General features: G+C 73.9%; 9 protein-coding genes. 7 read left to right on the forward strand and 2 right to left on the reverse strand.

Annotation, left to right across the window (positions count from 1 at the left end):
- Positions 1-254: 254 nt before the first annotated feature.
- Complete coding sequence (locus tag ACWDR0_RS14985) at positions 255-2420, reverse strand: MMPL family transporter (protein WP_456352092.1); 2166 nt, start codon at positions 2418-2420, stop codon at positions 255-257.
- A gap of 258 nt (positions 2421-2678) precedes the next feature.
- On the opposite strand from ACWDR0_RS14985, the gene ACWDR0_RS14990 reads away from it, so the two are divergent.
- From ACWDR0_RS14990 to ACWDR0_RS15000, 3 genes are all read left to right on the forward strand, one after another.
- A complete protein-coding gene (locus ACWDR0_RS14990; protein ID WP_456352093.1) occupies positions 2679-4040 on the forward strand; it encodes a histidine kinase in 1362 nt (453 codons plus the stop codon).
- On the forward strand, positions 4025-4678 hold the full coding sequence (locus tag ACWDR0_RS14995) for a response regulator transcription factor (protein WP_456352094.1): 654 nt from the start codon (positions 4025-4027) through the stop codon (positions 4676-4678). The genes ACWDR0_RS14990 and ACWDR0_RS14995 overlap by 16 nt, the downstream gene beginning before the upstream one ends.
- Before the next feature lie 138 nt (positions 4679-4816).
- The gene (locus ACWDR0_RS15000; RefSeq protein WP_456352095.1) at positions 4817-6256 is read left to right on the forward strand and encodes a DUF1996 domain-containing protein; all 1440 of its coding nucleotides are present in this window, start codon (positions 4817-4819) and stop codon (positions 6254-6256) included.
- Positions 6257-6400: 144 nt separating this feature from the next.
- On the opposite strand, the gene ACWDR0_RS15005 is transcribed toward ACWDR0_RS15000, so the two are convergent.
- Positions 6401-6883, reverse strand: coding sequence for a hypothetical protein (locus tag ACWDR0_RS15005; RefSeq protein ID WP_456352096.1), 483 nt, complete (start codon positions 6881-6883; stop codon positions 6401-6403).
- A gap of 131 nt (positions 6884-7014) precedes the next feature.
- Here ACWDR0_RS15005 and ACWDR0_RS15010 point away from each other — a divergent pair, with 131 nt between their 5' ends.
- From ACWDR0_RS15010 to ACWDR0_RS15025, 4 genes are all read left to right on the forward strand, one after another.
- On the forward strand, positions 7015-10116 hold the full coding sequence (locus ACWDR0_RS15010; protein WP_456352097.1) for an alpha-N-acetylglucosaminidase TIM-barrel domain-containing protein: 3102 nt from the start codon (positions 7015-7017) through the stop codon (positions 10114-10116).
- A gap of 100 nt (positions 10117-10216) precedes the next feature.
- Positions 10217-11278, forward strand: coding sequence for a metal-dependent hydrolase (locus ACWDR0_RS15015; protein ID WP_456352098.1), 1062 nt, complete (start codon positions 10217-10219; stop codon positions 11276-11278).
- Positions 11275-12534 (forward strand): PDR/VanB family oxidoreductase, encoded by a 1260-nt coding sequence (locus ACWDR0_RS15020; RefSeq protein ID WP_456352099.1) that lies wholly within the window; start codon positions 11275-11277, stop codon positions 12532-12534. The genes ACWDR0_RS15015 and ACWDR0_RS15020 overlap by 4 nt, the downstream gene beginning before the upstream one ends.
- Before the next feature lie 45 nt (positions 12535-12579).
- On the forward strand, positions 12580-13290 hold the full coding sequence (locus tag ACWDR0_RS15025) for a TetR/AcrR family transcriptional regulator (protein ID WP_456352100.1): 711 nt from the start codon (positions 12580-12582) through the stop codon (positions 13288-13290).
- Positions 13291-13343 lie beyond the last annotated feature (53 nt).

The following is a 13343-nucleotide window of genomic DNA, read 5'->3' on the forward strand; positions in this document are numbered from 1 at the left end:
GCGCGGTACGGCCCGGCCGGTCCCCCGGCCGTACGGGCCGGGCCCTCCTCCGGTAACCGTGACGCCCGCCCCCGGCCCGCGTGGCAGCACGGGTACGGGGGCGGGCGGGCGGTGCGCCGGGGGCGGGCGCGGGCCACCGGGCGGAAAGCCGGACGCGGTGCGGGCCTCCGCGCGGAAGCCACCGGCCCGAGCCGAGCGCCTCCCCCGGAGCCGCCCCCGCCCGGCGCCTCCCGGCCGGAAGCCGGGCGGCGGTGTCAGACCGGAGTGGTCTCCGGGCGGCCCGCCGGTACCGGCGCGACGTCGTCCGACGCGTCGCCGTGCTCCAGTTCGGGAAGGCGGCGCAGCAGCTTCGGCGTGTGCCAGTTGCGCTCCCCCAGCAGGGCCATCACCGACGGCAGCAGGACCATCCGTACCACCGTCGCGTCCAGCAGGACGGCGACCGCCAGGCCCACTCCCATCTGCTTCATGGACTGCATGGTCAGGGTGCCGAAGACCGCGAACACCGCCACCATGATCACGGCGGCGCCGGTGACGGCGCCCGCGGTGCGGCGGATGCCCTCGGCGATCGCGGCGCGGGTGTCCGCTCCCCTGTCCCGGGCCTCGCGGATCCGGGAGACCACGAAGACGTGGTAGTCCATCGAGAGCCCGAACAGGACCACCAGGACGAAGAGGGGCAGCCAGCTCTCGATGGCGCCGACCGCCTCGGTGCCCAGCAGCGACGCGCCCCAGCCGTGCTGGAAGACCGCGACCATCACTCCGTACGCCGCCGCCACCGACAGCAGGTTGAGCAGCACGGACGTCACGGCGATCACATGGGAGCGGAAGCAGAACAGCATGATCAGGAACGTCACCGCGGTGATGAACACGAAGACCGGGACGATGTCGTCCTTCAACTGCGCGGTGAAGTCGACGGACTCGGCCAGTTCACCGGTGACATGGGCGCGGGCGCCGCTGTCCGCGAAGGCCGCGGGGACGGTGCGGTCCCGCAGTTCGGCGAGCGCCGCCCGGGAGCGGCCGTCGCTGCCGTCGCCGGGCAGCGGGACCTCGATCACCGCGATGTCCTCGGCGCTGTGGACGGTGGTCCGCTCCTTGTCGAAGGCGGCCAGCGCTTCGCGGACGGGTGCCGCGTCGATATCGTCGGCCTCGACCACGATCCGCGCCGGGTCGGGCCCGCCGGGGAAGCTGCCGGTGATCCTCTCGTAGGCGACGGTGAGCGCCGAGTCGGAGCCGAACTGCTTCTCCATGCCGAGCTGTTCGGTCTTCATACCGAGCGCGGGGGCCGCCAGGGCCAGCATCAGGACGGTGCCCAGGACGGCGAAGAGTCCGGGCCGGGCGAGCACCGGCCGGAGCACCGTACCGGCGAACGCCCCGTCGCCGCGGCCGCCCTTCGCCCGCCGGCGGCGGTGCAGGAAGGGCACGCGCCCGGCGTCCACCCGGTCGCCGAGCCAGGCGAGGAGGGCCGGCAGCACGGTCACCGAACCGATGACGGCGATCAGTACGACGATGATGGTGGCGAGCGCGAAGCCCTCGAAGAGCATCAGCCCGGAGAGGAACATCCCGGACATGGCGAGGATCACGGTGATCCCGGAGACCAGGACGGCCCGGCCGCTGGTGGCCGCGGCGATCCGCAGGGCGGTTTCGGCGTCCCGGCCCGCGGCCCTTTCGTCGCGCTCGCGCCGCAGGTAGAAGAGGCAGTAGTCGACGCCGACGGCCAGCCCCATCAGGAACATCACCGAGTACGTGGTCTGGAAGAGGTGGAGCTGGTGGCTGGCGAGGGCCAGCAGTCCGTAGGCCGCGGCGCAGGCGGTCAGGGCCAGCGCGACCGGCAGCAGCGCCGCGACGACCGCGCCGAAGGCGACCACCAGGATCCCGAGGGCCAGCGGTACGGCGGTGAACTCGGCCTTGGTGAAGTCGTCGGCGAGCAGATCGTTCAGCCATCTGTCGGCGCTGGCCTCGCCGAACTGGTGGACCTCGACGCCCTCGCGCGCTTCGCCGGCCTCCCGGACCGCCCGGAGCACCGGTTCGACCCGGTCGGCCGCCTCGTCGGCGGGTCCCTTCATCTCGAAGCGGATCAGGGCCTCCTTGCCGTCGGCAGATGGCAGCGGCGGCTCCGTCTTCGCCGTGGCGCCGGTCGCCTCGACGGCCCGCACCAGCTCGGCGGCGGTGGCCTTCCAGCCGTCCTTCTCCGCGCTGCCGACCAGTACCAGTTCGGTCGCGGGCCCCTCCAGGTCCGACTCCTCCAGGATCCGCTGGGCGCGGGCGGAATCGCCGGCGCCGCTCTCGGAGTCCGTCATCTCGACCACTCCGGACGATCCGCCGACGGCCGCGGCCAGTACGACGAACAACAGCCAGCCGAAGATCGCGGTCTTACGGTGGTACGCACTCCATATGCCGATGCGTGCGGCGAGATTGCGCCTCATGATGGTGCCGGCCCCCAAGGTCGGAACGCCTGTTTTCAGGTCGCCTCCGACGCTAGAAACCACGGCCGGTGCGTCCCAGCCGTCAGAGCCCCCTGTGCGGAGCCGTAGGGCGAGGGCCGGGGGGTGGTGCCGGCACCACCCCGGGCGGGGTGCGGGGCCCAGTGTCCCGTGGCGGACGCGGGGCCGAGACTGGTCGGAGACCGGAGAACGGGCCGCGGCCGTGCGGCCGGGGGCGGTCGAGAGGGTGAGGAGAGCTTCATGGGTACGGTGCCGACGGAACCGGCGGGGAGCGGCGCGGCCGCGCGGGCGGGAGCACCGGGCCGGAGTGCCGTGTTCCGGGCGGTGGCCGGTGAAGCCGGTGATTCCGTACGGGAGCTGCTGGTGGCGCCGGTACGCGGATTCGTGCTCTCGCTGCTCGCGCTGACGGTCTCCATCGTCCTCTTCGTACTGACCTTGGTGTCGGTCGTGCTGATCCCGCTGGGGGTGGGGGTGTTCACCACCCCCGTCCTGGTCGGTCTGGTCCGCGCCCACTCGGCGCACCGGCGGCTGCTCTCGGGCCGCTGGGGCGGGATACCGATACCCGCTTCGTACCGCCCCTTTCCGCACGATCTGCGGACCGGTGTGACCGGGCAGGTCGAGCGGTGCACCCTCCTGCTGAAGGACCCGGCGACCTGGCGGGATCTGCTGTGGCTGCTGATGGATATGACGGCGGGTGCGGTGATCGCGCTGCTGGCGCCGGGGCTGGTGCTGCACGGCCTCTTCGGGCTGCTGCTGGGCGCCGGGCTGTGGCTGCCGGTGACCTCACTGGAGGACCCGTACTGGTACGCCTTCGTCCCCATCGGCGGCTGGGGTACGGCGCTGCTCGCGGCGCTGCTGGGCGCGGTGCTGCTGACGAGCGGGCTGAGGTTCGGTCCGGGGCTGGTGCGGGCGCACTTCCTGCTGGTGGGCACGGTGCTCACACCGGACCGGCAGCAGCAGTTGGAGCAGCGCATCGACCGGCTCACCGAGACCCGGCACGACGCGCTGGACTCGTCGGCGGCCGAGCTGCGGCGTATCGAGCGGGATCTGCACGACGGGGCGCAGGCGCGGCTGGTGGCGATGGGTATGCATCTGGGCACCATCGAGGCGCTGGTGGAGAGGGATCCGGCGAAGGCGAAGGAGCTGATCGCGAAGGCCCGTGAGTCGTCGGCGGAGGCCCTGACCGAGCTGCGGGACCTGGTCCGGGGCATCCATCCGCCGGTGCTGGCGGAGCGGGGGCTCGGGGACGCGGTGAAGGCACTGGCGCTGCGGCTGCCGGTGAGCACCGAGGTGGACGTCGAACTGCCGGGCCGGATGGCGGCGCCGGTGGAGTCCGCGGCGTACTTCGCGGTCAGCGAGACCCTCACCAACGCGGTCAAGCACGCGGGGGCCGCCCGGATCTGGGTGGACATCTCGTACGAGGGGGGCTCGCTGCGGATCGCCGTCACCGACGACGGCAGGGGCGGGGCGGTCGTCGGCGGGGGCTCCGGGCTGAGCGGGGTGGAGCGGCGCCTCGGTACATTCGACGGCGTCCTCGCCGTCAGCTCACCGGCCGGCGGCCCCACCATGGTCACCATGGAGATTCCGTGCGCGTTGTCCTAGCCGAAGACCTGTTCCTGCTGCGCGACGGCCTGGTCCGGCTGCTGGAGGCCTACGACTTCGAGATCCTGGCGGCGGTGGAGACCGGGCCCGAGCTGAGCCGGGCCCTCACGGAGCTGGCGCCGGACGTCGCGGTCGTCGACGTCCGGCTGCCGCCGTCGCACACCGACGAGGGGCTCCAGTGCGCGCTGGCCGCCCGGCGGGCCCGGCCGGGGCTGCCGGTACTGGTGCTCTCCCAGCATGTGGAGCAGTTGTACGCGCGGGAGCTGCTGGCCGACGGGAACGGCGGCGTCGGCTATCTGCTCAAGGACCGGGTCTTCGACGCGGAGCAGTTCGTGGACGCGGTACGGCGGGTGGCCCGGGGCGGTACGGCGATGGATCCGCAGGTCATCTCCCAGTTGCTGACCCGCCGGTCCCAGGACCGGCCGATGGGCGGGCTGACGCCGCGGGAGCTGGAGGTCATGGAGCTGATGGCCCAGGGCCGGTCGAACGCGGCGATCGCGGGCCAGCTGACGGTCACCGAGCGGGCGGTGGCCAAGCACACCTCCAATATCTTCGCCAAGCTGGGCCTGCCCGTCTCCGACGACGACAACCGGCGGGTGCTGGCGGTCCTGGCGTATCTGGACCACGGCCCGGCGTAGCCACGCGGCCGCGGGCTTCCCTTCGGCGGTTCCGGGGTGAACATCCGGGGCCCGCGCCGCGTATGGAACGACGCGCTTCTCCCTCTGCCGGGGCTTTCATCCGACCCCTCCCCGGCAACGAAGCAGCTGAGGAGTTCCATGGGACGCAACAGAAGGAAACGCTCCGGCCCGGTGACCCGTGCGGTCGTCGCGGTGGCCGCCCTGGTGCTCGGCGGGGGCGGGGTGGTGCTCGTCGATGTGTACGCCTCCGCGGGCGAGGACGGACCCGGCCGGACCGGTGCCGGACCGCCTCCGGGCGGGGCGGCGCCGGTCTCGACCATCGACTGTCCCGAAGTGGCCGACGGTCTGCCGCGGGCGCTGCCCCCGGCGGCCCGGCCGGTGGTGGACCGGGAGCTGGCCGCGATGGACAGCGGGATCACGGAGGCCTACCGGCGGTTCGCGGACGGCCGGGAGCGCTTCGGCCGGGATCCCGGGCTGGCGCGGAAGGAGCTGCTCGGGCCGCTGCTGGAGCAGCGGCGGGCGGGAATCCAGCGGATCGTCACCGCGGTGAACGAGGGCGGGCTGCTCTTCGAGGGGATGCGGGAGCTGGCTCAGTGCACCCTGCGGGCGGACGACGCGGGCGCGGCGGCCCGGCCCAACAAGGGCAACGGCAACGGCAACGGCAACAACGGAGGCGGCAACGGGCAGGCGGGGAACGGGCCGGTGCGCTCCGACTTCGCCGATATCCGCTCCGTACGCCCCAATGCGGAGCTGCCGCCGAACCGCCGCGGCGCCTCCCGCGGTGTCTTCACAACCGACTGCGGCACCAACGCCAACGGCCTGTTCAACTCCGACAATGTGATCGTCGCGCCGGGTGTGTCCAACGGCGCGCACCATATGCACGATTACATCGGCAACCAGGCCAACAACGCGTTCGCGAGCGACGACGACCTCGCGCGCGGCGCCACCACCTGCCGCAACCGCGGTGACCGCTCCTCGTACTACTGGCCGGTGCTCCGGCTCCAGAACGGCCGGTCCGAGAGCGACGCGGACGCCGACGGCGGCGGCCGGGACAAGAACGTCGGCGAGATCCAGACCCCGGCGCGGGTGACGCTCTCGTTCACGGGGAATCCGAACGGCCGGGTCACGGCCATGCCCCGGCTGCTGCGGATCATCACCGGTGATGCCAAGGCGTTCGTCAACGGCCCGGCCAACGCCAATGCCTCCTGGAGCTGCACCGGCTTCGAGGACCGGCAGTTGAAGGACAAGTACCCGCTCTGTCCGCGCGGCAGCCAGGTGGTCCGCACCTTCCGTTTCCAGAGCTGCTGGGACGGCCGGAACACCGACAGCGCCAACCACCGGACGCATGTCGCCTTCACCGACCGGGCCGGGCGCTGTCCGGCGGGTTTCCGGGCGATTCCGCAACTGGTCCAGCGGATCGTCTACAGCCTGCCGCCGGGGCCGGGGTTCGCCGTGGACTCCTTCCCCGAGCAGCTCCACAAACCGGTCACGGACCACGGCGACTTCATCAATGTGTTCGACGACGGGCTGATGCGGCGGATGACCGCCTGTATCAACGAGGGCCGCCGCTGCCGCTGAGCACCGGCGCCGTACCGCCGCGCCGCCGTATACCGCTGTCCAACCGCGGCCGCCCGGCGGCCGACAGGGAGACCGCCGGGTCCGGCCCGCCCCACGGGGCCGGACCCGGCTCCGCCGTACCAACCCTCTTACGGGCCCGCCGGATCAGCCCCCTTGCGCTCCGTGGCCCCCGTGCTCCCCGGGGCCCGGCGTACCGGTCCCGCCGCCGTGGTCCGCGCCCTTCTCCAGCTCGCCGCCGAGCCGGGCGCGCAGGGCCGTGACCGTGGCCTCGGCGCCCGAGGCCACCCAGCGGCGGCCCACCAGGTAGGTACCGCCGTAGTCGTTGGCCGCGTTGATCCACTCCCGCTGGCCGCGGTCGGTGGCAAAGGTGACCAGGATGTACGTGCCGTCCCCGGTCGCGCACCGGGCCTGGCGCAGCTCCTGCGCCCCCGCCCGGATCTCGGGTTCGCACCCGGCCCGGGCGGCGAGCTGTTCCAGGGTGCCGGTCGCCGCCGGGGAGGGCGGCGCGGTACCGCCACGCCCGTCGCCGTCGTCGCCCGGCCCGCAGGCCGTGAGCGGTCCCAGCGCCACAACTGCCAGTGCCATCAGGGTCTTCGGGACCGCGCCCGTCGTCTTCGGCGTCCGCATCCGGCCATGGTGCCCCGCGGGCGCCCGTGCGGGAGGCGGAACGGCGGGTAACGTGCGCCACGCGCGGTACCGCTATGACGTGGGTTGCAGCACTTTGTACGGATTCACTCGTATGTGCACGGAGGAGCCTGATGTTCGAGCTGTCGAGACGTGCGGTTCTGGGCACCGCGGGGGCGATCGGCACCACGGCGGCCCTCGGCGGCACGGCTGCCGCCGCCGCGCCCCGTACCGGACCGCCGGCCCGCCCCCCGGCCGCCGCGCCCTCCGCGGACGCGGCCCGCGCGGCGCTGCGACGGCTGCTGCCCGGGCACGCGGACCAGTTCCGGCTGACGCTCACCGGCGGGGCGGAGCGCTTCGCGGTGACCGGCGAGGCCGGACGCATCGAGGTGGCGGGCACCTCGCCCGCGGTCCTCCTCACCGGTGTCCACTGGTATCTGAAGTACGTCTGCCGGGCGCATATCTCCTGGTCGGGCAGCCGGGTCGAGCTGCCGGACGTACTGCCCGCGCCGCGCCCCGCGCTGGAGCGGTCCGCGACCGTACCGCACCGCTTCGCCTACAACGACACCCACGACGGCTACACCGCGCCCTATGCCGACTGGGCCCGCTGGGAGCGGCTGATCGACGTCCTCGCGCTGCACGGCTGCAACGAGGTCCTGGTCACCCCGGGCCAGGAGGCCGTGTACCACCGGCTGCTCCAGGACTTCGGCTACTCCGACACCGAGGCCCGCACCTGGCTGCCCGCCCCCTCCCACCAGGCGTGGTGGCTGCTCCAGAACATGAGCGAGTACGGCGGCCCGGTCTCGCCCGCCCTGCTGGACGCCCGCGCCGAACTGGGCGGCAGGATCGCCGCCCGGCTGCGGGAGCTGGGCATGCGCCCGGTGCTGCCCGGCTACTTCGGCACCGTCCCCGGCGGCTTCACCGAACGCAATCCGGGCGCCCGGGTGGTCGCCCAGGGCCTGTGGAACGGGCTGCCGCGCCCCGACTGGCTGGATCCGCGTACGAAGGTCTTCCCCAAGGTGGCTGCCGCCTTCTACCGCCACCAGGCGGAGCTGTTCGGCGCCTGCGACCTGTTCAAGATGGACCTGCTGCACGAGGGCGGCCACGCCGGCGACGTACCCGTGCCGGACGCGGCACGCGCGGTGGAGAAGGCCCTGCGGACCGCCCGGCCCGGCGCGACCTGGGTGATCCTGGGCTGGCAGTCCAACCCCCGCCGGGCGCTCCTCGACGCCGTCGACAAACGGCGGATGCTGATCGTCGACGGGCTGTCCGATCTGGACACCACCCGGGACCGGGAGGCCGAGTGGGGCGGGACGCCGTACGCCTTCGGCACCATCCCCAACTTCGGCGGACGCACCACCATCGGCGCCAACACCGACCGCTGGACGGCCCGGTTCACCGCCTGGCGCGACAAGAGCGGCAGCGCCCTGGTGGGCACCGCTTACATGCCGGAGGCGGCCGAGCGCGACCCGGCGGCCTTCGAGCTCTTCAGCGAACTGGCCTGGCGGCGGGAGAAGATCGACCGCGGGGCGTGGTTCCGGGAGTACGCGCGGATCCGCTACGGCGCCGAGGACGCCTCCGCGGCCGCCGCCTTCGGCGCGCTCGCCGCCACCGCGTACAAGCTGACCAGTACCGACGGACGGCCCTACGATTCGCACTTCCTGCGCAGACCGTCGCTGACCACGTCGATCGGAACCGCCTTCGACCCGGCCGGATTCGACACCGCCTTCGCCGCGCTGCTGAACGCGGACCCCGCGCTGCGGGACTCCGACGCGTACCGCCACGATCTGACGGAGCTGGCACGGCAGGCGCTGGCGAACCGGTCGCGCACCCTCCAGTTCGCGCTGCGCGCCGCCCGCGCGAGCGGGGACACGGCCGCCTTCCGCGGGGTGTCGGCGCTCTGGCTGCGGCTGATGCGGCTCGCCGACACCATGGCCGGCTGCCACCGCTCCTTCCTCCTCGGGCCCTGGCTGGAGGACGCCAAACGGCTGGCGACCGGCCCCGCCGAGGCGGTGGAGCTGGAGCGGACCGCCCGGGCGCTGATCACGACCTGGGCCGGCCGCCCGGCGGCGAACGCCCTCTCCAACTACGCCAACCGGGACTGGAACGGGCTGATCGCCGATGTCCACCTCCCGCAGTGGGACGCCTATCTGGCCGAGGTCGCGGACGCGCTGGAGGCCGGCCGGGCGCCGAAGTCCTTCGACTGGTATCCGCAGGAGGAGGCCTGGACGAAGGACCGCCGGGTCTATCCGTCCGCGCCGACCGGGGATCCGTACACCACGGCCCTCCGGGTCCGGGACGCCCTGGCGGCCGCGCCGTACCAGGGCGTGACCTCGGTCGCCTCGAACCCGCGCGGGTTCCGGCCGGGCGGTACGGGCCGGCTGACCGCCACCTTCCGCAATCTCAGCGGGCTGCGCGCCACCGGCCCGGTCGAACTCACCCTCACCGGACCGGGCCTCTCCCCCGAGGCCCCGGCGACCCGCACCCTGCCGGAGGTGGCACCGGGCGGTTCGGGCTCGGTCTCCTGGGGCGTCGCCGTACCGGACGAGGCACTGGCCGAGCCGCTGCGGGCGGTCCCGTACCGGCTGACCGCGCGGTACGCGCCGGAGGGCGAGGCCCCGGTCTCCGTCACCCAGTCCGGGGAAGTGCAGACCGCGGCACCGCTGGCCGCCGCCTGGAAGACGTACAGCAACAACGCGGCCGTCTTCGGCCAGCTCGGCGGGCGCTACGCGGTCAACGGCGCCGGAAACGACCTGTGGCGCGGCACCGCGCACTTCGGTACGGCCTACCGGGCCGGGGCGCTGCGGCCGGGGACGAGCGTGACGGTCCGGGTCGACGCCCAGGCGGACACCGGGGGCTGGGCCAGGGCCGGAATCATCGCCCGCAACGGCCTGGACCGGCCCGGCGCACCCGGCTTCGTCAATCTGGCGGTCACCCCGGCGCAGGGCGTGGCCCTGTCGTACGACTCCAACGGCGACGGCTCCCTGGACACCTACCGGCGCATCACCGGTGTCAGGGCGCCGGTGCTGCTGCGGCTGACCCGGGGGAAGGGCACGGCGGCCAACGCGTACACGGGGGCGCTCTCCACGGACGCGGGCGCGAGCTGGCGGACGGTGGCCACGGTGACGGTACCGGGGGCGGCCGAGGCCCAGGACGTGGGCTTCTTCATGACGGCCATGAACGGGGGGAGCGGGGCGCGCGGGACGGTCCGGTTCAGCGGGTGGTCGGTGCGCTGAGAGCCCGGGGCGGGGGCGGGGGCGGCGGTACGCCCGTCCGCCCCCGATTCCTCACGCACGGATCTGGCCAGCACCCTTTACCCGTCAGTACATTGACGCCATGTCCAATAAGCGGCCCGGGCCCGTGCCACCGGAACGGGCGGAGTACTCGTGGTCCACCAGGGCGGCCGAGCGGTCCGGCCGCTCCCCGGCGCCCGGCACGGCGGCCCGGGACGGGCGGCACGACCCCGGGCGGGACGCCCCGGGGCGGGACGACCCCGAGGAGCAGGGCGAACGGGTCGAACTGCACCCCCGCAGAGTGGCGTTCGACTGGAGCGGCACCCCTCTCCACTGGGTGCCCGGGGACCCCTTCGCCTCTCATACCGTCAATGTCCTGCACCTGCTGCTCCCGGCCGGTGAGCGCTGGTTCGTGCAGGTCTTCCGGCAGACCCTGCCGCTGATCCGGGACGACCGGCTGCGCGCGGACGTCACCGGTTTCATCGGCCAGGAGGCCGTCCACGCGCAGGCCCATGACGATGTCCTCCCCCACCTCCGGGAGCTGGGCCTCGACCCCGCGCCGTACACCGCCCAGGTGGACTGGATGTTCGAGAAGCTGCTCGGTGACCGGACGCTGCCGCCCGGCCGGGCCCGCCGCTGGTGGCTGCTGGAACGCGTGGCGCTGATCGCCGCCATCGAGCACTGCACCGCCTTCCTCGGCGACTGGGTGCTCAACGCCGCCGAACTGGACCGGCGCGGGGCCGATCCGGTCATGCTCGACCTGCTGCGCTGGCACGGCGCCGAGGAGGTGGAGCACCGCTCGGTCGCCTTCGACCTCTTCACCCATCTGGACGGCTCCTACCGGCGGCGGGTGCGGACCTGGGCGACGGCCTTCGCCACCCTGGTCTTCCTCTGGCAGCGCGGCGCCCGCTTCTTCATGGCGAAGGATCCGCTGCTGACCGGCGGCCGGGCGACCTTCGCACAGTTCCACCGAGCGGGGCGGGCGGGCACCCTGCCCGCGACGGGCGACATGCTCCGGTCGGTGCCGCGCTATCTCGGCCGCTCGTACCATCCGTCGCAGGAGGGCAGTACGGCCCAGGCCGTCGCCTATCTGGCCGCCTCCCCCGGGGCCAACGGCGGCCTCCTCCCCCGCCCCGGCGGCGCGGACGGAGACCGCCCGGAATGACTCCCCCGCGCGCCCTGCCGCTGTTCCTCGCCGCGGGAGCGGCCTTCGCCGCCCGGCGGGCGGCCCGCCGCCGGATCGCGGACTCCCCGCTCTGGCCGCTGCCCGCCCTCACGGAGCCGGTGTCCGGCCGGGACCGGCCGGGGCGCGGGACGACCGTCACCCGCCGGGTCGTGGTCGCCGGGCGGACCGTCCCGGCCGAAGGAGTCGTCCGGCTGCGGCTGGAGCCGGTGCCCGGCGGGCCCGCGCTGCCGCCGTGGGAGCCGGGCGCACATATCGATCTGGTGCTGCCGTCCGGCCGGATCCGGCAGTACTCGCTCTGCGGCGACCCGGCCGACCGGAGCGGGTACACCGTTGCCGTACGGCTCATCGGGGCCTCCGACGGCGGCCGGGGCGGCTCGCGCGAGGTGCACGACGTGCTCACCGAGGGGGCGGAGGCCGGGCTGCGCGGCCCGCGGAACCGCTTCCCGCTGGTAGCGGCGGACTCGTATCTCTTCGTCGCGGGCGGGATCGGCATCACACCGCTGCTGCCGATGCTGCGGGCGGCCGCGGCGGCCGGGGCCGACTGGCGGCTGCTGTACTGCGGCCGCCGCCGGGCCGCGATGCCGTTCCTCGACGAGATCGAGGGGATGGCGGAGTGCGCGGCAAGCACGGAGTTCAGGGAGAGCGCGGAGTTCGCGGCGCGCACCGGCGGGGACGGGCACGCGGTCACCGGCACCGGCACCGGCACCGGCACGGAAACCGGCTGGAACGGCCCAGCGCACCGTGGTGCGCGCACCCGCGCGGACGGCTCCCGGCACCGGGTGGCGGTGGCCGCCGGGGACGGAACCGGCCGGGCCGGGCTGGGCTTTCTGGCCTCGGTGGCCCCGGAGACCGCGGTGTACTGCTGCGGCCCGGAGGAGCTGGCGGACGCGGTCGCCGCCCTGCTGCCCGCCGGACGGACACCGCACCGGGAGCGGTTCACCGCCGCGGCTCCGGGGGCGGCAGCCGCCGGGGACACCGCCTTCGACGTGGAACTGGCCCGCTCGGGGCGGACGGTACGCGTGGAGCCCGGCCGGAGTGTGCTCGACGCGGTCCGGACCGTGCTGCCGGAGCTGCCGTACTCCTGCCGCCGGGGCTTCTGCGGCACCTGCGCCCAGCGGGTGCTGGCGGGCGAAGTCGACCACCGGGACACCCTGCTCGCCGACGCCGAACGCGAAGGGGCCATGCTGCTCTGCGTCTCCCGCTGCCACGGCACCGCACTGACACTCGACCTTTAGAACGAATGAGCGGATGAACGGGTGCCAGTGGGTACGCTGGTGGCCATGACGACCGGGGTACGCCGAAGAATGGGCGTCGAGGAGCGCAGACAGCAGTTGATCGGTGTGGCGCTGGAACTCTTCAGCGCCCGCTCCCCCGACGAGGTGTCCATCGACGAGATCGCGGCCGCCGCCGGGATCTCCCGGCCGCTGGTCTACCACTACTTCCCCGGCAAGCAGAGCCTGTACGAGGCGGCGCTGCGCCGGGCGGCCGACGATCTGGCGCACCGGTTCCGGGAGCCGCCCGAAGGCCCGCTGGGGGCCCGGCTGCTGCGGGTGATGCGCCGCTACTTCGACTTCGTCGACGAGCACGGCCCCGGGTTCTCGGCGCTGATGCGCGGGGGCCCGGCGGCCGGTTCGACCACCACCAACGCCATGATCGACGAGGTGCGGCAGGCGGCGTACGAACAGATCCTGGCGCATCTGCGGATCGGTGAACCACCGGTGCGGCTGGCCCTGGTGATCCGTTCCTGGGTGTCGCTGGCCGAGTCCACGGCCCTCCAGTGGCTGGACGGCCGGCGGATCCCGCGGGCCGAGCTGGAGCGGCAGCTCGTACACGATTTCGCGGCGCTGTGCGCGGTCAGTGCGGCGTACGACGACGAGATGGCGGCGATCGTCGCCGGGATGCTGGCGGACGAGCCGGCCGACGGGCCGGTCTCCGAACTGCTGAGCAGGCTGATGCGCCTCACCCCGGCGTCGGTGCCGCCGCCGAGGTAGCCGGGGCCTGGGTAGCCGGGGCCGCCGGGCACGGCGACACTCCGGCCCTCACC

The organism is Streptomyces sp. NPDC003691 (assembly GCF_053981115.1).

Bases quoted from the DNA above. Each gene is read 5' to 3' on its own strand.
- ACWDR0_RS14985 (WP_456352092.1), bottom strand. From the start codon at position 2,420: ATGAGGCGCAATCTCGCCGCACGCATCGGCATATGGAGTGCGTACCAC.
- ACWDR0_RS15020 (WP_456352099.1), top strand. From the start codon at position 11,275: ATGACTCCCCCGCGCGCCCTGCCGCTGTTCCTCGCCGCGGGAGCGGCC.
- ACWDR0_RS15005 (WP_456352096.1), bottom strand. From the start codon at position 6,883: ATGCGGACGCCGAAGACGACGGGCGCGGTCCCGAAGACCCTGATGGCA.
- ACWDR0_RS15015 (WP_456352098.1), top strand. From the start codon at position 10,217: ATGTCCAATAAGCGGCCCGGGCCCGTGCCACCGGAACGGGCGGAGTAC.
- ACWDR0_RS15025 (WP_456352100.1), top strand. From the start codon at position 12,580: ATGACGACCGGGGTACGCCGAAGAATGGGCGTCGAGGAGCGCAGACAG.
- ACWDR0_RS15000 (WP_456352095.1), top strand. From the start codon at position 4,817: ATGGGACGCAACAGAAGGAAACGCTCCGGCCCGGTGACCCGTGCGGTC.
- ACWDR0_RS15010 (WP_456352097.1), top strand. From the start codon at position 7,015: ATGTTCGAGCTGTCGAGACGTGCGGTTCTGGGCACCGCGGGGGCGATC.
- ACWDR0_RS14990 (WP_456352093.1), top strand. From the start codon at position 2,679: ATGGGTACGGTGCCGACGGAACCGGCGGGGAGCGGCGCGGCCGCGCGG.